We start from the raw sequence: 19,303 nt of genomic DNA on the forward strand, positions 1-19,303 counted from the left end.
CCTCGTATACGGCAAGGGCGATGTCGACATGGATGCGCGAGGCATTGCCGACAAGCAAGTCCTGCTGGCCGTGGAGATTGTCTCGGCGTCCACGACCATGATGGACCAGATGGTGAAGCCCGCCCTGTACGCCGAGGCGGGCATTGCCAACTATTGGCGTCTCGAGATCAACTCGTTCAAGGGGCGGCTGCCCGGAGAGCAGCTTCCGGTCTTGTTCGCCTACGTGCTCGGTGACGATGGCGAATACGAACTGACGCATCGCATTCAGGCGGGCGAATCGGTGGCGCTCCACTCGCCTTTCGAGTTCACCATCGATCCGGCCACTTTGTTGCGCTAGCCGTTTGTCGGCTTTGCCTGGGTGCTGGTGGGTCGGACCCCGACACGCGGGTTGTAGCGGTAGGGGTGGGGAAAGCGGTTCCGTATGGTGGGGCGAATGTCTCTGCGGGTCGGAGAAGGGGAGTTATGGAATCGGATGGTTCGCCCGCGCTGGAATTGAGCGGGCTGTACAAGCGGTTCGGTGGGCCCTGGGTGGTGGACGGGGTGAATCTGGTCGTGCCGCCCGGATCGTTCTTCGGATTGGTGGGGCCCAATGGGGCCGGTAAGACGACGACGCTGTCGATGGCCGTGGGGTTGCTGCGGCCGGATGCGGGGCAGTCGCGGATCTTCGGCTTCGATGTGTGGTCGGATCCGGTGCATGCCAAGACCATCGTGGGGGTGCTGCCCGACGGGCTGTCGCTGCCCGAGCGGCTCACCGGTCGCGAATTGCTCACCTACACCGGGCTTTTGCGCGGGATGGCCGCGGGGACGGTCGCCGAGCGGGCCGAGGAACTGCTGACCGTACTCGAGTTGAGCGGTGCCGAGAACACACTGGTGGTGGACTACTCCGCGGGTATGCGCAAGAAGATCGGGCTGGCGACCGCGCTGCTGCACGCGCCCAAGCTGCTCGTACTCGACGAGCCGCTGGAGGCGGTGGATCCGGTGTCGGCCAGGACGATTCGCACGATTCTGCAGCGGTTCGTCGCGGCCGGTGGGTCGGTGGTGCTGTCCAGTCATGTGATGGCGCTGGTGGAGAACCTCTGCGATCGGCTCGCGGTGATCAATCGCGGTCAGGTGGTCGCGGCGGGGACCGTCGACGAGGTCCGGGGCGAGGGGACGCTGGAGGAGGCGTTCGTGCGCCTGGTCGGGGGACGGGTCGCCGGGGACGAGGGGCTGGCGTGGTTGGCGTCCTGATCCGGATGCGGTGGCGGCTCACGCTGCGCTCGATGAGCAGCGGGCGGGCCTCGGTGGCGTTCTGGCTCGGCGTCGGCGTCGGGCTGATCGCGGCGCTCGGCACCGCGGCGCTGCTGGCGGCGGCCGGGCACGCCTGGGATGCGCGCGCCGCCACCAATGCCGCCGCCGCGCTGTACGCGGTGTGGACCCTCGGCTGGCTCTGCGGGCCGATCCTCAGCGGCAGCAGTGACGAAACCCTGCAGCCCGAACACTTTCGGCTGCTGCCGCTGAGCTACCGGCAGCTGGCGCTCGGGCTGCTGGCCGCCGCGTTCACCGGGCCCGCGGCGGTCGTGAATCTGATCGCCTTCGGTGGACTGGTGTTGCTCGGTACGGGATTCGGGCTGCTGCCAACACTTTTCGCGATCCTCGGCACCGTCGCGCAGCTGGCTTTCGTGGTGTTGCTCTCGCGGGTGCTGTTGGCCTGGATCGGGGCGGCCATGCGCTCGCGGCGCGGCAAGGACCTCGGCGTGGTGCTGGCCGCGATGATCGGTCTGGCGTACTACCCGATCCAACTGCTGGTCACCTATGTCGGGCCGCGTCTGGAACATGCCTCGCGGCCGGTGGAGTTGGCGCTGCGGATTCCGCCCTCGGGCTGGGCGCCGTATGCGGTCGAGGCCGCCGCGCGTGGTCAGTGGTGGCTGAGTCTGCTGGCCGTGGGCGGGCTGATGCTGCTGTCGCTGGTGCTGTGGCAGATGTGGGCGGTCCTGCTGCGTCGAAGGCTCACCACGCCCGAGGCGACCGCCGGGCAGGTGCGCGCGAATGCCGCTGGCGGCGTGCTGGATCGGCTGCTGCGCCCCGATCCGGTGGGTGCGGTGGTGACCAAGGAGTTGCGCAGCTGGTGGCGCGACAGCCGCCGCCGGGCGGCGCTGCTACCGCTGATGCTCATCGGAATCGTGGTCCCCGTATTCCTTTCGCTTCAGCACAATCAGGGCGCGCTCCCGTTCGCGGGTGCGTTCGTGGTGTGGATGGCGGCCATGGCCAGCGCCAACATGTACGCCTTCGACGGCACGGCGATCTGGCAGACGCTGGTGATTCCCGGCGCGATCCGAGCCGACGTCCGCGGCCGCATGCTGGCCTGGCTGATCATCGTGGCCCCCTTCGGCCTCCTGCTCACCCTGATCCTCCCCGGCGCGGTCGGCCTGGCGAAGCTGTACCCCTGGGGCCTGGCCACGCTGCCGGTTCTGCTCGGCGTCGGCATCGCGACCGCCATGTTCCTGTCGGTATACGCCGCCTATCCCCTCCCGCAGCAGCGCGGCAACCCCTTCAGCGGCGGCGGTGCCAACCCCGGCTGCGCCCGCGCTCTGGTCCAGGTCGTGGTCGGCCTCGGCCAGATCGTGCTGTGCCTTCCGGTGATCGCGGTCCTGGGAGTCGGTGCGTACCTGCACAACTGGCTGGTGCAGTGGACCGCGGTGCCGGTGGGGATCGCGATGGGCATCGGTGCGGCGGTGGTCGCGGCACGGGTGGTCGAGAAGCGATTGCATGCGCGGGGGCCGGAGTTGCTGGTGGAGGTGAAGCCGCGGTGAGTCCCCGCCGCCTCGGCCCCCAGGGGGCCTCGGCGGCGGGGAACAAAGTTGAGGGCTCGGCGTCAGGACCGTGGTGGGGGATCGGGGCGTGAGTCGGTGGTGGGGGTCGGGGTGTGGATCGGTGGCGGGGATCCGGGCGTGGATCGGTGGTGGGGATCCGGGCGTGAGTCGGTTGGGGTTCGGAGCGTGAGGTTGGTGGTGGGAAACGGGGCGTGAGTTGGTGGTGGGGGACGGAGTGTGAGCCGGTGGTGGGCGCGGAGTGGGAGGTCGGTGTCGGCGGCTCAGTCGGCCGCCGCACTCAGGCGTCGGGCCAGTTCGCGCAGATGATCGATCAGCTCGGGGGGTTCGTGCACTCGGAACGGGAAGCCGAAAAGCCCGGTGTAGAGCGCCAATGCGTCCAGGGAATCGGCGCCGGTGCGCAGTAGGCAGCGGTGTTCGTCGATTGCCTCGATGACGCCGACGGTCGGTGCGATTCGATCCGCCGCCACGGCCGCGGGGACCTCGAGGGTGATGCGTGCGCGATAGCGGTACGGCGCGGTGCTCACACCGTTGGAGACGAAACCCGCCACATTCATATCGGGTGCGTCGCGTGGGGTGAAGCGGGGGCCGTTGGGCACGCGCGGGCGCAGGCGATCGACTCGGTATGTGCGCCAATCGTTTCGGTCCACGTCCCAGCCGACCAGATACCAGTGCCGTCCGGTGTGAACCAGCCGATGAGGTTCGGCGACGCGGCGAATCTCCTTGTCCCCGTGCGTGCGATAGTCGAAGCGCAGTTGCTCGTGGTCGCGGATCGCCGCGGCGATCGAGGTGAGCACCTCCGGGTCCACGGTCGGAGTTCCGGCCGACATGCTGACGGTCGCGGCCTGTAGCGCCGACACCCGATGCCGCAGCCGGGCGGGCAGGATCTGCTCGAGTTTGGTCAGCGCGCGCAGCGAACTCTCCTCGATTCCGGCGATGGTGCCGCCCGCCGCGGTGCGCAGGCCGACGGCCACGGCCACCGCCTCGTCGTCGTTCAGCAGTAGCGGCGGCAGTTTGGTGCCCGCACCCAGTCGGTATCCGGCCACACCGGGCACCGCGTGCACGGGATAGCCCAGGGTGCGCAGCTTTTCGATATCGCGGCGCACCGTCCGCACATCCACCTCCAGCCGCTCGGCCAGCTCCGTGCCGCTCCAATCGCGGGGAGTCTGCAGTAGCGACAACAGTTCGAGCAGTCGTGCCGAGGTCTCCAACATGTTTGTCATTCTGCTCGATAGCTAGGGCGGAAGCTGTCCTAGCCCCGCCCTAATGTCATATCCATGAGCACAGCGATCACCCCCTTCCGCATCGACATCCCGCAGCAGCGGCTCGACGATCTGCGCGCCCGGCTCGACAACGCCCGGTTCCCGCAGCCGCTGCCCGGCGACGACTGGGATACGGGTGTACCCACGCACTGGCTGCGGGAGCTGGTCGACTACTGGCGCACCGGCTACGACTGGCGGGCGGCGGAGCGGCGGCTGAACTCCTTCCCGCAGTTCACCACCGAGATCGAGGGGCAGCGCATCCACTTCCTGCATGTGCGCTCGGCGGAGCCGAATGCGGTGCCGCTGTTGCTGACGCACGGGTGGCCCGGATCGGTCGTGGAATTCCTCGACATCATCGGCCCGCTCACCGACCCGCGGGCGCACGGCGGTGACCCCGCCGACGCCTTCCACGTGGTGATTCCGTCCCTGCCCGGCTTCGGATTCTCCGGTCCGGTCACCGAATCCGGTTGGAGCAGAGATCGAATCGGACGAGTGTGGGCGCAACTCATGGAGCGGCTGGGCTACGAGCGCTACGGCGTGCAGGGCGGTGACATCGGCGGCGCGGTGAGCCCCGAGGTGGGTCGCGCCGCACCCGATCGGGTGATCGGCGTCCATGTCAACGGCGGTACGAATCTGCCGCCGTTTCCGATCCCCGACGAGGAACTGGCCGAACTGACCGATCTCGAACGCGATCGGATCAACCGGATCGCGGCCTTCATGCGGGAGGAGTTCGGCTATATCGCGATCCAGTCCACCCGCCCGCAGGCCCTCGGATACGGCCTGGTGGATTCGCCGGTGGGCCAGCTCGCCTGGATCATGGACAAGTTCCGCGAGTGGACGCATCCGCGAAACGTGCTGCCCGACAAGATCATCGACCGCGATCGACTGCTGACCAATGTGATGATCTACTGGCTCACCGGCACCGCCGCCTCGGCGGCGTACGTCGGCTACGCCCAGGACCGGGCCTGGGATTCGCTCGAGGTGAACTCCGGCGTCCCCACCGGCGTCATCGCCTTCGCGCACGACGTCTGCATTCGCCGCTACTGCGAGACCGCCAACACCATCACCCACTGGACCGACGTCGACCACGGCGGGCACTTCGCGGCGCTGGAGGAGCCGGAACTGCTGGTCGCGGACGTGCGGGAATTCTTCCGCGGCCTGCGGTGAATCAGACGACCCCGGCGGCGAGTGCGGCGCGCCAGCCGCCGTACTCGCCGATGTCCTTACCCGCCGCGGCGGCCGCACCGTCGCAGCCGAAAGCCGTTGTCCACGCGCCGCTCTCGAGTTCCACCCGGCCCAGCTGCATCGGTGCCGGGAGCGCGGCCAGGAAGCGACCGAGGGCGGCGGGGGAGAGCAGCCAGCGTTCGCCCGCGACCGAGACGCCGGATTCTCCGTCGGGGCAGCGGGTGACCGCGGGCTTGGGCGGTGTGGTGTTCAGGGCGGCCAGGCGGTAACGCGCGGCGGTGCGCACCTCGCCCGCCCAGCGGGCGCCGAGGTCGGTGAGCTGGTATTCCAGCGGCTGGCCGCGCAGGTGGGCGCCGAAGACGATCAACTCGTGGACGGGAGTGACCCGCGTCGGCCACGGGGTGTCGAGACCGACCCCGGCGATCAGGCCCGCGATCTCGAGTGCGACGGCATCGTCGAAGGCGCGCGCGAATACCGTGACACCGAATTGCGCATCGCCCGCGGTGCCCGCCGGAACGGCGACCGCGCACAGATCGAACAGATTGCAGAAGTTGGTATAGGTGCCCACCCGGGAGTTGACGCCGACCGGATCGGCGGCCACCGCCGCGATCGTCGGCTGGATCGGCGCGGTGGGGGTGAGCAGGACATCGGCTCCGCTGAGGCTCGTCATGGCGGCAAGTCGCAGTCGTTCCAGCTCCGCCAGATCGGACACCAGTCGGTGTGCGGGCAGGTCGCGAGCCGCGCGGATGATCGCACCGACGGTCGGATCGATGTCCTGGGGGTGAGCGTCGACGAATTCGCCCACCGCAGCATATCTTTCGGCCACCAGCGCGCCGCCGTAGAGCAGGCGGGCCGCGGCCAGGAACGGTTCGGGGTCGACGGTGACGATCGAGACGCCGCGCTCGCGCAGTCCGGACACGGTGCGCCGATAGGCCGGTTCCCAGGCCGGGTCCAGATCGGGAAGCGAATCGAATACGGCGACAACCGGTTGCGGCGGTGCCGCGAGGCGGATATCGCTCGGCCACGCGCGTCCGGGTGCGCCCGCGGCCAGGACGCCCATCGCCCGGTCGGCAAGGCCGAGCTCGGCGGTGAAGACGGTGACGCAGTCATAGGAGCGGCAGGCCGGAACAACACCGTCGGTGCTGATCACGCCGAGGGTCGGCTTGATACCGACGATCCCCTGGAAGGCGGCGGGCACCCGCCCCGATCCGGCGGTATCGGTGCCGATCGCGATATCGGCCTCGCCGCGCGCGACGGCCACCGCCGAGCCGGAACTCGAACCGCCGGAGACATATTCGGGCCTGCGGGCATCGGGCACCGGTCCGTACGGCGAACGGGTGCCGACCAGCCCGGTGGCGAACTGATCGAGATTCGTCTTCCCGACCACCACGGCCCCGGCGGCCCGCAGCGCGGATACTGCCGCCGCATCCCGTTCGGGCAGATAGGCATACCCGGGACAACCCGCCGTGGTCGGCAACCCCGCGACATCCACGTTGTCCTTGACCGCGAGACGCAGCCCCGCCAAAGGCCCACGCGCCGAGGCCGTCTCGGCGTCGATCTCGGATTCGGGCCTGCGGTGGATCCAGATGGTCATGCGTCGGTGAGTCCCTTCGTCCCGGCGAGTTCGCCCGCGGCGCGCCAGGAATCGCGTTCGGCAGTGAACGCCGCGCCCTGGCGAGCCCGGAAGTCGGCGATGGAGTCGGCGTTGGCGGCGAGGAAGCGGCGGTAGTCGGTCAGGCGGAACTCGCCGTCTTCGGTACGCAACGCGCCGTTGCCCGCGGCGAAATCGGCCCGCAGCTCCAGCAGTTCCTCCGCGGTGACCGGATACCAGCGAATGCGGTCGAAGTAGTCCAGCCGCCAAGGCTTCTCCTCGTCGCGGCCGTGGCTCCAGACCTGCGTGGTGCGGCCGACGAACTGATAGCCGCCCGGGCCCTCCAACCCGTAGACGCACAGGTAGGCCCCGCCGATACCGACCGCGTTCTCCGGTGTCCAGGTGCGGGCGGGATTGTATTTCGTGGTGACCAGCCGATGCCGCGGATCGATCGGGGTCGCCACGGGTGCGCCCAGGTAGACGTCGCCGAGTCCGAGAACGAGGTATTCGGCCGCGAAGACGATGTCGAAGACCTCGCGCACGGTCGCCAAACCGTTCATCCGCCGGATGAATTCGATATTCCACGGGCACCACGGCGCATCCGCGCGCACGCCGTGCATATAGCGGGTGATCGCCTCCCGGGTGGCGGGGTCGTCCCAGGACAGCGGCAGATGGACCGTGCGGCTGGGCACCACGAGCTCCTCGACCGAGGGCAGCACCGATTCCGCCTCCTGCAGCAGCCGCAGCAGCTTGACCGTGGCGAGCCGGTCGGGATCGAAGCGGACCTGCAGCGATCGGACGCCCGGGGTGAGCTCGGTGATACCGGGTTCGCGGCACTCCAGCAACTGCCGGTGTAGGGCGTGCACCCGGGCGCGCAGCCCGAGATCCAGTGTCATATCGCCGTATTCGACGAGCAGGCCATCGTCCCCGGCGCGGCGGTAGGTCACCGGCGTGGCGTCGTCGGCGGCAGCGCGGGCCAGCACACCGTCGTCGCCGTCGCCGCCGGTGGACGGGACGAACGGCCACTGGGCGCGGCGGGCGAGCCCGGTCGCGCGCAGCGGAGCCGCGCGATCGGATCGGACGGGCACGAAGCGGACCCGGTCGCCGGGAGCGAGCTGGCCGAGCTTCCACCGATCGGCCGCCACCACGGTGACCGGGCAGACGAAGCCGCCCAGGCTGGGCCCGTCGGGGCCGAGCAGGATCGGGGTGTCGCCGGTGAAATCCAGCGCGCCGACCGAGTATGCGGTGTCGTGAATATTGGACGGGTGCAGCCCGGCCTCGCCGCCGTCGGTGCGCGCCCAGCGCGGCTTCGGGCCGATCAGGCGCACACCGGTGCGGTCGGAGTTGAAATGCACCTCGTAGTCGGTTGCGAGGATGGTGTCGAAGTCGGTGCGCGTGAAGAACTCCGGTGCGCCGTGCGGGCCCTCGGTGACGGCGAGTTCCCAGCGCCGTGTCATGACCGGCTGCTCCTCGGCGGGCACGCCGGATGCGACGTAACCATGGTCGCGACCGAGGGCGAGCCGGTCGCCGGCGCGCAGCGGCGCGCCGGTGGCACCGCCGAACTTGCCGAGCGTGAAAGTCGCTGCGCTGCCGAGATACTGGGCAACTTCGATGCCACCGGCGACGAGTACGTAACAGCGCATGCCCGGCCCCACCACCGCACCGACGTCCAATACGCTGCCCGCCGCGAGCGGGACGGCGCGCCACTGCGAAACCGAAACACCATCCACCGCAACGATTGTCGGCGCACCGGTCACACAGACCCACGTCGCCGCGGAGAACCGCAGCACGGGGCCGCCGAGCGTGCATTCCAATCCCGGTGCGCCCTCGGCATTTCCCAGCACGCGATTGCCCAGCCGGAACGACAGATCGTCCATCGGACCCGACGGCGGCACGCCGACATGCCAGTACCCGACCCGGCCGGGCCAATCCTGCACCGTGGTCAGCAGGCCCGGACGCAGCACGTCCAGGTGGCTCGCGGGCGTCGTCATCGCGTGACCACCATGCGGATCGGGGTGGGGTCGAAGCCGTTGCAGGGGTTGTTGATCTGCGGGCAGTTCGAGACCAGCACCAGGGTGTCGACCTCGGCCCGCAGGGTCACCTTCTTGCCGGGGGCGGAGCGGCCGTCGACGATGCCGAGCGTGCCGTCGGCCTCCACCGGGACGTTCATGAACCAGTTGATATTCGGCACCAGATCCCGTTTGCCCAGACCCCATTTCATGCCCTCGGCCAGGAAGTTCTCCACGCAGGCGTGCTGGTGGCGGGTGTGGTGGCCGTAGCGCAGGGTGTTCGACTCCTGGGAGCATGCCCCGGCGACCGTATCGTGGTTGCCCACCTCATCGGCCACGACGGTCATCAGGGCGGTGCCGTTCTCGGTGTAGAGCACGCTGTTGGTGGTGAGGAAGATGTTGCGCTGGGCGGTGATCGTGGCCTGCGCGCTGTAGCGGTCGGTGTGGTCGGCGGCCGAGTAGAGCAGGCAGTCCACGGCCTGATTGCCGTGCAGGTCGATGATTTCCAGCCGGTCGCCCGCGCGGATTACGGCGGACCAGGGGGCGCGGGCGGGGACGGTCTCGTCCAGGACGATCGTGCTCATGACTGTGCCTCCGGGGGCTGCGCGGCGTGCCATGCCTGTTCGGTGTTCCCCACGGCGCGAAGGTATTCCGGGTCGGTGCTGTGCTGAACGGTGAGATCCTCGGGAGCCGACCACGCGACGAGATCGAGGTCGGTCGGCGCGGTGGGGTCGAGCGGATGTGGGGCATTGGCGAGGAGCAGGGTGACCGGCAGGTGAATCAGCAGGTCGACCGCGCCGCCGGACCCGGCGCTGCCGATGGGGGTGAGCGCGCCGTCCGGTTCGACGCGGACGCCGCGGAACAGCGCTACCGTCGGGCCGATATCGCGGGGCTGCAGGCCCTGTTTCGCACCGGCCAGCCGCAGCGCTTGCCGCGCCCGCGGGCTCGGTCCGCACAACGCGTCGTGGTGTGTGGACGAGTCGGCCACAATCGTGGCGAGGACCCGGCCCTGATCCGACAGCAGGGGGTGGCCCTGACCGAGATAGGCCTGCCAGGGGACCTTCACGGTATCGGCGACATTGAGTCGCTCCCAGGGGGATTCGGCGCGGAGGAGCAGTAGGTGTGCACATGCCAAGCCCTCGGGATCGGTCAGCCGCAGCCGGGTGCCGCGGCCGAGGACGACATTGGCATAGCCGTACGGCGGAACGCGTTGTGCGAAAACGATATCCGTCTGGCGCAGCCCTTGCGGCAGCGTGGGTCCCGAGATGTGGGCGGTGGCCGCCTGTGAACGGGCATGGTCGCGCGCGCCGGAGGTCGATGCGGTGTTTGTCATGGCCCTTCCTTCCCGTTTTCGTCTCAGGGTGGGCTCCCCCGACGCCTTTCGAGGCGATTCCGAGGGATTCGGGTGCGGTGGGCGGCGGGTAGGTCAGGCCGGTGGGGTCGAGCTCACGCGATCGGGAGCCGGCCGAGTGGAAACGAACCGGTGCACCAGTACGCCTACGAGTACCGCAAGCATCACGAAAAGCGGTGCGGCCCAGAGCAACCACCAGCCGCCGCCCTTGGGGGTGTAGACCTCGGAGCGGGGCCAGGCGAGGTTCACCGCCATGGCGATGCCCCAGGCGACGGCAAGTGCGTTCAGGGGGACGCCCCAGCGGCCGAGGCTGAAAAGGCTTGTATCCGCCAGCTTTTCGTTGCCGGGCCAGCCTTTGAGGCGGCGGACCAGCAGGGGCAGCGTCACCAGCAGATAGGCGAGGTAGAGGGTGACGATGCAGACACCGGCCAGGGTGGCGAAAATGGCGGCATTGCCCAGATTGACCAGCAGCAGGGCGATTCCGAGGGCGCCGATCACCACCGCGGGCAGCACCGGCGTGCCGAAGCGCGGATGCACCGCGGCCAGCCCGCGCGCGAACGGCAGCCTGCCGTCGCGGGCCATCGAGAACATCAGGCGCGAGCCCGCGGTCTGAATGGCCAAGGTGCACACCGAGATCGCCACCGCGACACAGGCCAGCAGCACCTTTCCGGCGGGGCTGTCCAGCTTCGCCGAGATCACATAGGCCAGGCCCTCGGCGGCCAAGTGGCCGTCGTCGAGGCTGGGGGCGGCCATCAGCGCGCCCAACAGCATCAGCCCGCCGCCGAGGCCGGACACCGCCAGCGCGGTCAGTATGGTGCGCGGTGCGACCCGGCGGGGGTTTCTGGTTTCCTCGGAAAGCTCACCGGCGGAATCGAATCCGACCATCACGTACGCCGCCATCAGGCCCGACACCAGGAATGCCGCCCAGTACGAGCCCGGCGCGGCCGTGCTCGTATCGAATACCACTCCCGGTCCGCGATCGGGGTGGGTGAAGAACAGCGCGACCGTCGCCAGCACGCCGATGATCTCGATCGTCACCCCGATGGTGTTGATCCGCGCCATCACGCCGATGCCGACCACGTTCACCAGCGTGGTCAGCACCAGGAGCACGCTGCCCAGCAGGATGGCGTTCATCGCGCCGGAGGTGGAGGTCAGGGCGGTGTCGCTGCCGACGATCTGGAATCCGCTCCAGATCGCGGGCAGCACCACCTGCAGGGCGATCGCGGCGGCCGCGGCCGTCACGATCTGGGCGATGATCATCAGCCAGCCCGCGAACCAGCCGACGAGCTCTCCGGCCAGTCGTCGTGACCACTGATAGATGCAGCCCGAGATCGGATAGCGTGCGGCGAGTTCGGCGAAGTTCAGGGCGACCAGGAGTTGACCCGCGAAGACGACCGGCCAGGTCCAGAAGAAGCCGCCGCCGCCGAAACCGTAACCGAAGCCGAAGAATTGGAAGATCGTGGTGAGAATGGAGACGAAGGAGAAGCCGGCCGCGAACGAGGCGTAGCGGCCGAGTTTGCGGCGTAGCACCGGTTGATAGCCGAAGCGTTCGAGATCGGCGTTGTCGGCGAGATCGGGTGGGGTGAGGGTGGCGGCCATGGGCGGATCCTTCGTCGTCTTGGCCAATATCTATCGAATGAAAGTTTTCCAGGGCCGGGGTCGTGGGTGGTGACGCCGACGTATCCGGCCGAGCGTCGGTGGTAACTTCTGCGTTACCGCCGTTTCTGTCGAATGACAGAAACCTCTCCGCCCAGGTGAGGGCGGTCGTGTCCGGGCGATGGGTCAGAATGGTGCGGTGACGCAACTCGGACCCGGCCGCCCCCGTCTCGAACCGCGGCGTCGGCAAGGTCAGACGCCGCGCGCCGAGATCCTCGACGCCGCGGCGGAACTGTTCACCACCAAGGGCTATGCCAGCACCTCCACCCGCGGCATCGCCGACGCGGTGGGCATCCGGCAGGCCTCGCTCTACCACCACTTCGCCGCCAAGGACGATATTCTCGACGCGCTGCTCGACGAAACCATCACCGGCCCACTGGAATTGGCGCGCCGACTGCGCCACGACCCGGCCCCGGCCGAGGTCCGGCTGTACGCGCTGGCCTGGTTCGACGTTCGGCAATTGTGCGCGGCGCGCTGGAATCTCGGTGCGCTGTACCTGCTGCCGGAGCTGCGATCGGAACGCTTCGCGGCCTTCCGCCGCCGCCGCGACGAATTGCGCCGTCACTACGAGGAACTCGCCGCCGCCGTCCCCGGCGCACCCACCCTGACCGACGCCCAGGTCCTCCCGTTCCGCCTGGTCGAATCCGTTATCAACATCCGCTCCGACGAGGGCTCCGCTCCCGCCTACGCCGAACGCCTGATTCCCGACGCCCTGCTGCACATGCTCGGCTGGCACGGCGATCCCGCCGAACCCCGAGCCGCCGCGGCACACCTGTTGGAGCAATTGCACCCCTGACCCGGTCCGTACCGCCCCCACCCGGCATGATCCCGCACTCCGGCGTGCCGGCACGACCCCCTAATTGCATTGGCGCACTTGATCTTCGCGTGTTCCGGCCGACCCGCCGCTCGCTGGCGCTCGCGGTGAGGTAATCGGGTGGGGCTTGTCGCGGTGGGTTGATTGGGTGGGCTTGTCGCGGTGAGGTGATTGGGTGGGCTTGTCGCGGTGGGTGATCGGGTGGGGCTCGTCGCGGTGAGGTGATCGGGTGGGGCTTGTCGCGGCGGGGTGAACAGGTAGGTCGCTTCCGGAGGGATATTTCTGTGGTGGGGATCGCCCGTTTCGATTGGGTGTGGGGGTGTATTCGGGAGGAGGGTTCGGGCTAGCAAACCGCTCGTAAACTTGGGCTGGGTTGGCTCGGCGGTTGGGGTGTCGAGGATGGGAGTGGGCATGGGGTCTGTCGAGGTTCGGCGGTGGGGGGCGCTGGGGGTGTTGGCGTTGGGGCTGTCGATGGTGGTGTTGGACGGGACGATCGTGAATGTCTCGTTGCCGGTGATCATCGAGGATTTGGGGCTGAGTTTCACGCAGGCGCAGTGGGTCAACAGTGTGTATTCGGTGGTGTTCGCGGGGTTGTTGATCACGGCGGGGCGGTTGGGTGATCGGGTGGGGCGGCGGAAGGTGTTCGCGGCCGGGGTGGTGGTGTTCGTGGCGGGGAGTCTGTTGGCGGCGGGGGCGGAGGATTCGGGGGCGCTGATTTGGGGGCGCATAGTGCAGGGGGTGGGTGGGGCCGCGGTGTTGCCGGGGACCCTGTCGACGGTGAACGCGGTGTTTCGGGGGCGGGATCGGGTGATCGCGTTCGCGGTGTGGGGGTCGGTCATGTCGGGGATGGCGGCGATCGGGCCACTGCTCGGCGGGTGGTTGACGACCTCGTTCACGTGGCCGTGGATCTTCCTGGTCAATCTGCCGATCGGGCTGGTCGTGCTGGCCGGGATCGTCGCCTTCGTGCCCGAGACGCACGAGCGCGAGCACGCGCGCGGAGTGGATGTGGACGGATTCCTGCTCAGCGCGGCGGGTTTCGCGCTGGTGGTCTTCGCCCTCATCGAGGGGCAGACCTACGGGTGGTGGCGGCCGCTGCGGGAGTTCCGGCTGTTCGGGCTGACGTGGTCGGCGGACGCCGCGGTCTCGGTCGTCCCGGTGCTGCTGGCGGTGGGACTGGCGCTGCTGGCGCTGTTCCTGCGCTGGGAACGGCATCGGGTGCGGGTGAAAAGGTCTGCGCTGCTGGATCTTTCGCTGTTTCGGAGGCGGACGTTCCGGTGGGGTAACGCGGCGGCGTTCGTGGTCGCGCTCGGCGAATTCGGATTGCTGTTCGTCTTGCCGCTGTTCCTGGTCGACGTGCTGGGGTTGTCGACGCTGCGCAGCGGTCTGGTCCTGGCCGCGATGGCGCTCGGGGCGTTTCTGGCCGGTGGTGCGACCGAGGGGCTGGCGCGCGGCCTCGGGCCGGTGCGGATCGTGCGGCTGGGCGTGGGGATCGAGGCGGCCGCCATCGCGGTGACCGCTCTGTTCGTCTCGCCGCATATCGCACCGTGGCTGCTCGCGGTGCTGCTGGCCTGCTACGGCGTGGGTCTGGGGCTGGCCTCGGCGCAGTTGACGGGGACGGTGCTGGCCGGGGTCCCGCCCGAGGCGTCCGGGCAGGGGTCGGCGACCCAGTCCACGGTCCGCCAGGTCGGCTCGGCCCTGGGGGCGGCGGTGCTCGGCGGCGTGCTGTCGATCGGGCTGGGCCGGTTTTTGGCGGATCGGCTCGCCGCGGTGCCCGGTCTCGCGCCGCATGCGGCCGATCAGGCCGCCGAGGCCACCCGCACCTCCGCGGGCGGCGCCATCGCGGGCCTGCGCGAACATCAGGGCACCGACGCCGTCGTCGACGCGCTGGCCCGCGGCTTCACCGATGCGACCCGGCTGACCATGCTCGTCGCGGCGGCCTTCCTGCTGCTCGGATTCCTGGCCACGACGCGAATTCCGGTGGGCGCCGGACAGAGTTCCGGCATCGCCGACGCCGGGGACGGTTCGTAGCGTCTACCAGTCGATCAGATCGAGCTCGTGCAGCCGACGAAAGACCAGCATCGAGCCCGGCGCCACGTGCGGCATGGCCTCGTACTCCCCGCCGGTGAAATAGCGCAGCTCGGCCACCTCGCTGGTCGGCCGGGGATCTCCGGTGAGATCGGCGGTGAAACACGTCATGTGCAACCGCACCCCCGGCGCCTCGCCGAAGGCCTGACACTGGAACACCCCGAGCTCGCGATGCTCGGCCACCTCCACCCCGAGCTCCTCGCGCACCTCCCGATACAGCGCCTCGACGGGAGTCTCGCCCGGATCGATCTTGCCGCCCGCCATGTAGAAGACCTCTTTGTGGGCCGACCGAGCCTGCAGCAGCCGCCGATCACGAACATAGGCCAGCGTGGCCGTGTGAATCATCCGTCTCCTTGTTCTCGTTCCACCGTCAATGCACCGGGGGCGCGAGCTTCCAATGCTCGTGCAGCGCCCGCGCGATCTCCGGCAGGATCGTCACCGGCACCCGCTTCTCCCGGAGCATGGTGCGTATCTGTACGACCTGTTCGCGTTTGCGGTGTTCGAAGGCATTGGAGATCGGGCGGATCACCGGCGGGATGTTGAGTAGGACGAGTTCGCCGTGGCGTTCGTCGCCGCCGCTCAGATCCAGCGCCAGCGACCAGCGGGCCCGCTCGTCGAGCGCGAACCGCCCGGCCACCACGCGGTCCCAGTCGATGCTCGTCTCGGCCCAGGGGGTGCGGCAGTAGATGGCGCGATCGGTGAGCAGCACCACGTCGCGCCCGAACAGCGCCACCAGCAGCGTGATGCCCGCGATCAACCCCATGAACAGCCCGGTGACCACCCGGTTGAGCCCGAACGCCCCGACGAACCCACCGCAGACGGCCACGATCGCCAGCACCGCCAGCGAGCCGTAGAGCAGCGCCCGCCGACCGGACACCACGCCTGCCCGTACCATCCTCATCTCTCGACCTCCTGGCTACCGCGCGCAACCACCGTACCGGGAGACCGGGTGCGTCTTCCCCTCGAATTACGACCGCAGCGCGACCGCGGCCTCGGCGGTGTAGACCAGGAACGTCAGGCTCTGCTGGAAGTACAGCCGCACCGACTCCGCATCATGGGACAGATAGCCGATCGAGAGATCCTGTCCCAGCCGCAGATCGAAGTCGCCGCCGCGGGTGGTGAGCACGAACGCGCCGTCGATCGCGGGCGCCCAGATGATCTCGCCCTCCGGGATCAGGCGCTCGATATGCGTGCGAATCGGATGGCCGTGATCGGAGGTCTCGCTGACCTGGGTGAACAGGTCGGCGCTGAGCAGCACCGAATACGGCCCGTCCACACCGGCCAGCCGCAGCGCGCTCAGTGCCTGGGCGACCGCCTCGGGCACCAGACGCGGATCGCTGGGCAGCGCGATCGGCTCATTGGACGAACTCGCCCGGATGCCGGAGATGTGCGCGGCCGGATACCCCTCGAAGATCGCGCGGTCCTCGGCGAAGGCGATCTTGCGTGCGGCGTCCTTCACCGGATCCAGATCGGCGTCCTGCGCGCCGCGCTCGACATTGTCCAGCTCCTCGCGCGACAGCGTGAACGGCACCCGCAGCTCCACCAGCGGGGCGACCAGCCGCTGCCGGGCCTGCACACCCTCGTCGGGCGCGGCGATCGGCGCGGTACGGCCCAGCCCGACGGCCGAATAATCCGGTCCGTGCGGACCGGACAGATCCACGACCCGGCGACCGGCGATGTGCCGCTTGAACGTCCGGGTCGCCTCCTCCTCGATCGCCGCCCAGGCCTCGGCGGTGATCGGCGCGAGTTCGCGGTGCAGATTGTTCATGCGTTGCTCCTTTTCAGGGTGCCGATACCGAGAGAGCCGTCCCCCGGGGGCGCGGCAGCGGATGATTCCGGCGCCGCCGCGGGCGGGTCCGGAAGGTCGTCGAAGAAGTCCAGCGACGGCGCGAAGAACAGGGTGCCCGTGACGGCCGTGGAGAAGTCCAGGATGCGGTCGTAGGCGGCCTCCTCGCTGCCGAGGAACATCCGCACCAGCATCCGCTCGGTGACGCTCGGGGTGGCGGCGTAGGCGACGTAGTAGGTGCCGAATTCGCCCTCGCGCACGCTGCCGAAAGGCATGTTGGCGCGCATGATCTGGCGCTCGGTGCCGTCCGGATCGATCAGCGTGTTCACCGCGACGTGCGAGTCGGCGGGCTTGTCCTCGTCGGGCAGTTCGAAGTCGTCGAGTTTGGTGCGCCCGATGACGCGCTCCTGCTCGCCGACCGGCAGCGCGTTCCAGGCGTCGAGATCGTGCAGGTACTTCTGCACGATCACATAACTGCCCCCGGCGAATTCGGGGTCGGCGTCGCCTACCAGCGTCGCCGACACCGCCGCCCGGCCTTCCGGATTCTCGGTACCGTCGACGAAGCCCAGCAGGTCGCGCTGTTCGAAATAGCGGAAGCCGACCGTCTCGTCGACGATCGTGGCCGCGCCGCGCAGCCGGGCCGCGATGGTCATGGCCAGTTCGAAGCAGGCGTCCTGGGATTCGGCGCGGATGTGGAACAGCAGATCGCCCGGTGTTGCCGGAGCCCGGTGCCGTGGGCCCTCGTAGCCCGGAAACTCGTGCAGCTCAGCCGGTCTCGGGCCGGAGAACAGCCGGTCCCAGGCCGCCGAGCCGATACCCGCGATGACGCCGAGGTCGGTGCCGGGCAGCCGGAATCCGATCGAGCGGCGCAGCCCCTGCAGATCCGCCAGCAGATCGCGCACGACCGGCTCGCCGCCCTTGTCGATGGTGGCGACCAGGAAGATCGCGGCCCGCGTCAGCGGATCGAGGACCGGCTGCGGCTCACCCATGATCAACAGCTTAGGCGGGCGCACCGACAGACCGCTGCGGTGGTTGCCGAATGTCTGCTCGGACAGCGAGGCTATTTGGCCACGGTCAACAGGAACGCCACATCGTCGAGGGCCTTGACGCTGTGCCGCGCGTCGGGAATCACCAGCAGATCGCCGGGCGAGCCCTTCCACTCGTGCGCGCCGCTGAGCAGGGTCAGGGTGCCGGTGAGCACCTGCAGGGTGGCCTCGCCGGGATTCTCGTGTTCGGCCAGGCTCTGTCCCGCGGTCAGGGCGATCACGGTCTGGCGCAGGCTGTGGGTGTGTCCGCCGTAGATGGTCTGGGAGCTGCGACCGCTCGTGGCGGTCGCGGCCAGTTTGAGCTGCTGGCGAGCGAGGGCGGTCAGCGATTTCTTGTCCATGGCACCCTTTCCCGGATCCGATAGTCGTGAGTATGCCGGACGGATACCCCCGGGTCCGGCGGTTTCGCTGTTGCGATTTCGCGACGGTCTCAGCGCACGTAGCGCAGAAACCGATAGCGCAGACCGCTCGAGGATTCGCGCCAGCCGCTGTCGGAGTCGATCGACCATTCCGGCCCGATCCGGGGAGCGTAGGCGTCGCCCGCCACCTCGGTGTCCACCTCGGTCACCACCAGTTCGGTGGCGTGATCCATTGCGGCTCGGTAGATTTCGCCGCCACCCAGGACCCATACGTCCGCGGCGCCGACCAGCGTCAGCGCCGCGTCCACCGATCCCGCCCGCTCGGCGCCCTCGGCCGACCAGTCCGGCTGCCGGGTGACGACGATATTGCGCCGCCCCGGCAGCGGACGGAATCGCGCGGGCAGCGAATCCCACGTCTTGCGGCCCATCACCACCGGATGCCCCTGCGTGACCTCCTTGAGGTGGGCCATATCCTCGGGCACCCGCCACGGAATGGTGTTGTCGGCGCCGATGACCCCCTGCGGCGTCTGCGCCCAGATCAGCCCGATCACACCGCCACCGGAGCTTTGATGGCCGGATGATGCCGGTAGTCCACGACCTCGACATCCTCGTAGCGGTAGTCGAACAGCGTCGGCGCCGGATGCAACCGCAGCCGCGGGAACGGATAGGGCTTGCGGCTCAACTGTTCTCGCACCTGGTCGACGTGGTTGTCGTAGATGTGGCAGTCCCCGCCGGTCCAGATGAACTCACCGGGTTCCAGTTCGGCCTGTTGGGCGACCATGTGGGTCAGCAGCGCATAGCTGGCGATATTGAACGGCACCCCGAGGAACAGATCGGCGCTGCGCTGATACAGCTGACACGACAGTCGCCCGTCGGCGACGTAGAACTGGAAGAACGCGTGGCAGGGCGCCAGCGCCATCTTGTCCAGTTCGGCCACGTTCCAGGCGGATACGAGCATGCGCCGGGAATCGGGATCGGTGCGCAGCGTCCGCAGCACCTGCGCCAGCTGATCGATATGGGTGCCGTCCGGGGTCGGCCAGGACCGCCACTGCACCCCGTAGACCGGGCCCAGCTCACCGTCGGCGTCGGCCCATTCGTCCCAGATCGTCACGCCGTGCTCGCGCAGCCAGCCCACATTCGAATCGCCGCGCAGGAACCACAGCAATTCGTAGACGATCGACTTCAGATGCACCCGCTTGGTGGTGATCAGCGGGAAGCCGTGCGAGAGGTCGTAGCGGAGCTGGTGGCCGAAGATGCTGCGGGTGCCGGTGCCGGTGCGGTCCGACTTCGGCGTGCCGTTCGCCAGCACGTGTCGCAGCAGGTCCTCGTACTGGGTATCGGTGCCCATG

The 19,303-nt window shown here is 68.9% G+C and carries 19 protein-coding genes; 6 read left to right on the plus strand and 13 right to left on the minus strand.

The window, feature by feature from the left end; all coding sequences use genetic code 11:
- Window positions 1–28 precede the first annotated feature (28 nt).
- From NDR87_RS24735 to NDR87_RS24745, 3 genes are all read left to right on the plus strand, one after another.
- Window positions 29–337, plus strand: a complete 309-nt coding sequence (locus NDR87_RS24735; protein WP_251913024.1) for a Uma2 family endonuclease — start codon at window positions 29–31, stop codon at window positions 335–337.
- A 125-nt stretch (window positions 338–462) separates the two neighbouring features.
- Window positions 463–1,230 carry an ABC transporter ATP-binding protein gene (locus tag NDR87_RS24740; protein ID WP_251913025.1) on the plus strand — a complete coding sequence of 256 codons (768 nt, stop codon included), beginning with the start codon at window positions 463–465 and terminating at the stop codon, window positions 1,228–1,230.
- Entirely contained in the window at window positions 1,215–2,792 is a 1,578-nt protein-coding gene (locus NDR87_RS24745; protein WP_251913026.1) for a hypothetical protein, read from the plus strand. Before NDR87_RS24740 ends, NDR87_RS24745 begins: the two co-directional genes overlap by 16 nt.
- A gap of 281 nt (window positions 2,793–3,073) precedes the next feature.
- Here the strand turns inward: NDR87_RS24745 and NDR87_RS24750 are convergent, their stop codons facing one another.
- Window positions 3,074–4,024, minus strand: coding sequence for a YafY family protein (locus tag NDR87_RS24750; protein ID WP_251913027.1), 951 nt, complete (start codon window positions 4,022–4,024; stop codon window positions 3,074–3,076).
- A 63-nt stretch (window positions 4,025–4,087) separates the two neighbouring features.
- Between NDR87_RS24750 and NDR87_RS24755 the strand changes: the two genes are divergently transcribed.
- Entirely contained in the window at window positions 4,088–5,239 is a 1,152-nt protein-coding gene (locus NDR87_RS24755) for an epoxide hydrolase family protein (protein WP_251913028.1), read from the plus strand.
- A gap of 1 nt (window position 5,240) precedes the next feature.
- On the opposite strand, the gene atzF is transcribed toward NDR87_RS24755, so the two are convergent.
- The 5 genes from atzF to NDR87_RS24780 all read right to left on the minus strand — a co-directional run bounded on the left by atzF (window position 5,241) and on the right by NDR87_RS24780 (window position 11,807).
- The gene (gene atzF / locus NDR87_RS24760) at window positions 5,241–6,851 is read right to left on the minus strand and encodes an allophanate hydrolase (RefSeq protein WP_251913029.1); all 1,611 of its coding nucleotides are present in this window, start codon (window positions 6,849–6,851) and stop codon (window positions 5,241–5,243) included.
- Window positions 6,848–8,839, minus strand: a complete 1,992-nt coding sequence (locus NDR87_RS24765; protein ID WP_251913030.1) for a 5-oxoprolinase/urea amidolyase family protein — start codon at window positions 8,837–8,839, stop codon at window positions 6,848–6,850. The genes atzF and NDR87_RS24765 overlap by 4 nt, the downstream gene beginning before the upstream one ends.
- Window positions 8,836–9,474 (minus strand): urea amidolyase associated protein UAAP2, encoded by a 639-nt coding sequence (locus NDR87_RS24770; protein WP_372494174.1) that lies wholly within the window; start codon window positions 9,472–9,474, stop codon window positions 8,836–8,838. Before NDR87_RS24770 ends, NDR87_RS24765 begins: the two co-directional genes overlap by 4 nt.
- Window positions 9,438–10,190, minus strand: a complete 753-nt coding sequence (locus tag NDR87_RS24775; RefSeq protein ID WP_251913032.1) for a DUF1989 domain-containing protein — start codon at window positions 10,188–10,190, stop codon at window positions 9,438–9,440. The genes NDR87_RS24770 and NDR87_RS24775 overlap by 37 nt, the downstream gene beginning before the upstream one ends.
- Window positions 10,191–10,283: 93 nt before the next feature.
- On the minus strand, window positions 10,284–11,807 hold the full coding sequence (locus tag NDR87_RS24780) for an amino acid permease (RefSeq protein WP_251913033.1): 1,524 nt from the start codon (window positions 11,805–11,807) through the stop codon (window positions 10,284–10,286).
- A gap of 196 nt (window positions 11,808–12,003) precedes the next feature.
- Between NDR87_RS24780 and NDR87_RS24785 the strand changes: the two genes are divergently transcribed.
- Together NDR87_RS24785 and NDR87_RS24790 are read left to right on the plus strand one after the other, a co-directional pair.
- Window positions 12,004–12,660: a TetR/AcrR family transcriptional regulator gene (locus tag NDR87_RS24785; protein WP_308212143.1), complete on the plus strand. Its 657-nt coding sequence runs from the start codon at window positions 12,004–12,006 to the stop codon at window positions 12,658–12,660.
- 429 nt (window positions 12,661–13,089) lie between these two features.
- Window positions 13,090–14,706, plus strand: a complete 1,617-nt coding sequence (locus NDR87_RS24790) for a DHA2 family efflux MFS transporter permease subunit (RefSeq protein ID WP_251913035.1) — start codon at window positions 13,090–13,092, stop codon at window positions 14,704–14,706.
- Between the two features lie 3 nt (window positions 14,707–14,709).
- Here NDR87_RS24790 and NDR87_RS24795 read toward each other — a convergent pair whose 3' ends face one another.
- From NDR87_RS24795 to NDR87_RS24825, 7 genes are all read right to left on the minus strand, one after another.
- Window positions 14,710–15,108: an NUDIX domain-containing protein gene (locus NDR87_RS24795; protein ID WP_251913036.1), complete on the minus strand. Its 399-nt coding sequence runs from the start codon at window positions 15,106–15,108 to the stop codon at window positions 14,710–14,712.
- 25 nt (window positions 15,109–15,133) lie between these two features.
- Window positions 15,134–15,664 carry a hypothetical protein gene (locus NDR87_RS24800; RefSeq protein ID WP_251913037.1) on the minus strand — a complete coding sequence of 177 codons (531 nt, stop codon included), beginning with the start codon at window positions 15,662–15,664 and terminating at the stop codon, window positions 15,134–15,136.
- Between the two features lie 66 nt (window positions 15,665–15,730).
- A complete protein-coding gene (locus NDR87_RS24805) occupies window positions 15,731–16,531 on the minus strand; it encodes a family 1 encapsulin nanocompartment shell protein (RefSeq protein ID WP_251913038.1) in 801 nt (266 codons plus the stop codon).
- Window positions 16,528–17,538, minus strand: a complete 1,011-nt coding sequence (locus NDR87_RS24810; protein WP_251913040.1) for a Dyp-type peroxidase — start codon at window positions 17,536–17,538, stop codon at window positions 16,528–16,530. Before NDR87_RS24810 ends, NDR87_RS24805 begins: the two co-directional genes overlap by 4 nt.
- Before the next feature lie 71 nt (window positions 17,539–17,609).
- A complete protein-coding gene (locus tag NDR87_RS24815; RefSeq protein ID WP_251913042.1) occupies window positions 17,610–17,936 on the minus strand; it encodes a cupin domain-containing protein in 327 nt (108 codons plus the stop codon).
- 89 nt (window positions 17,937–18,025) lie between these two features.
- The gene (locus NDR87_RS24820; RefSeq protein WP_251913044.1) at window positions 18,026–18,505 is read right to left on the minus strand and encodes a dihydrofolate reductase; all 480 of its coding nucleotides are present in this window, start codon (window positions 18,503–18,505) and stop codon (window positions 18,026–18,028) included.
- Complete coding sequence (locus NDR87_RS24825; protein ID WP_251913045.1) at window positions 18,502–19,302, minus strand: thymidylate synthase; 801 nt, start codon at window positions 19,300–19,302, stop codon at window positions 18,502–18,504. The genes NDR87_RS24820 and NDR87_RS24825 overlap by 4 nt, the downstream gene beginning before the upstream one ends.
- Between the last annotated feature and the right edge of the window lies 1 nt (window position 19,303).

The sequence above is a fragment of the Nocardia sp. CDC159 genome, assembly GCF_023740735.1.
GTDB lineage: Bacteria > Actinomycetota > Actinomycetes > Mycobacteriales > Mycobacteriaceae > Nocardia > Nocardia pulmonis.

Excerpts from the sequence above, each read along its gene's own strand:
- NDR87_RS24800 (WP_251913037.1), bottom strand. The coding sequence starts at position 15,664 with ATGAGGATGGTACGGGCAGGCGTGGTGTCCGGTCGGCGGGCGCTGCTC.
- NDR87_RS24750 (WP_251913027.1), bottom strand. The coding sequence starts at position 4,024 with ATGTTGGAGACCTCGGCACGACTGCTCGAACTGTTGTCGCTACTGCAG.
- NDR87_RS24770 (WP_372494174.1), bottom strand. The coding sequence starts at position 9,474 with ATGGCACGCCGCGCAGCCCCCGGAGGCACAGTCATGAGCACGATCGTC.
- atzF (WP_251913029.1), bottom strand. The coding sequence starts at position 6,851 with ATGACCATCTGGATCCACCGCAGGCCCGAATCCGAGATCGACGCCGAG.
- NDR87_RS24780 (WP_251913033.1), bottom strand. The coding sequence starts at position 11,807 with ATGGCCGCCACCCTCACCCCACCCGATCTCGCCGACAACGCCGATCTC.
- NDR87_RS24740 (WP_251913025.1), top strand. The coding sequence starts at position 463 with ATGGAATCGGATGGTTCGCCCGCGCTGGAATTGAGCGGGCTGTACAAG.
- NDR87_RS24735 (WP_251913024.1), top strand. The coding sequence starts at position 29 with ATGGATGCGCGAGGCATTGCCGACAAGCAAGTCCTGCTGGCCGTGGAG.
- NDR87_RS24810 (WP_251913040.1), bottom strand. The coding sequence starts at position 17,538 with ATGGGTGAGCCGCAGCCGGTCCTCGATCCGCTGACGCGGGCCGCGATC.
- NDR87_RS24795 (WP_251913036.1), bottom strand. The coding sequence starts at position 15,108 with ATGATTCACACGGCCACGCTGGCCTATGTTCGTGATCGGCGGCTGCTG.
- NDR87_RS24805 (WP_251913038.1), bottom strand. The coding sequence starts at position 16,531 with ATGAACAATCTGCACCGCGAACTCGCGCCGATCACCGCCGAGGCCTGG.
- NDR87_RS24755 (WP_251913028.1), top strand. The coding sequence starts at position 4,088 with ATGAGCACAGCGATCACCCCCTTCCGCATCGACATCCCGCAGCAGCGG.
- NDR87_RS24790 (WP_251913035.1), top strand. The coding sequence starts at position 13,090 with ATGGGGTCTGTCGAGGTTCGGCGGTGGGGGGCGCTGGGGGTGTTGGCG.
- NDR87_RS24825 (WP_251913045.1), bottom strand. The coding sequence starts at position 19,302 with ATGGGCACCGATACCCAGTACGAGGACCTGCTGCGACACGTGCTGGCG.
- NDR87_RS24775 (WP_251913032.1), bottom strand. The coding sequence starts at position 10,190 with ATGACAAACACCGCATCGACCTCCGGCGCGCGCGACCATGCCCGTTCA.
- NDR87_RS24765 (WP_251913030.1), bottom strand. The coding sequence starts at position 8,839 with ATGACGACGCCCGCGAGCCACCTGGACGTGCTGCGTCCGGGCCTGCTG.
- NDR87_RS24815 (WP_251913042.1), bottom strand. The coding sequence starts at position 17,936 with ATGGACAAGAAATCGCTGACCGCCCTCGCTCGCCAGCAGCTCAAACTG.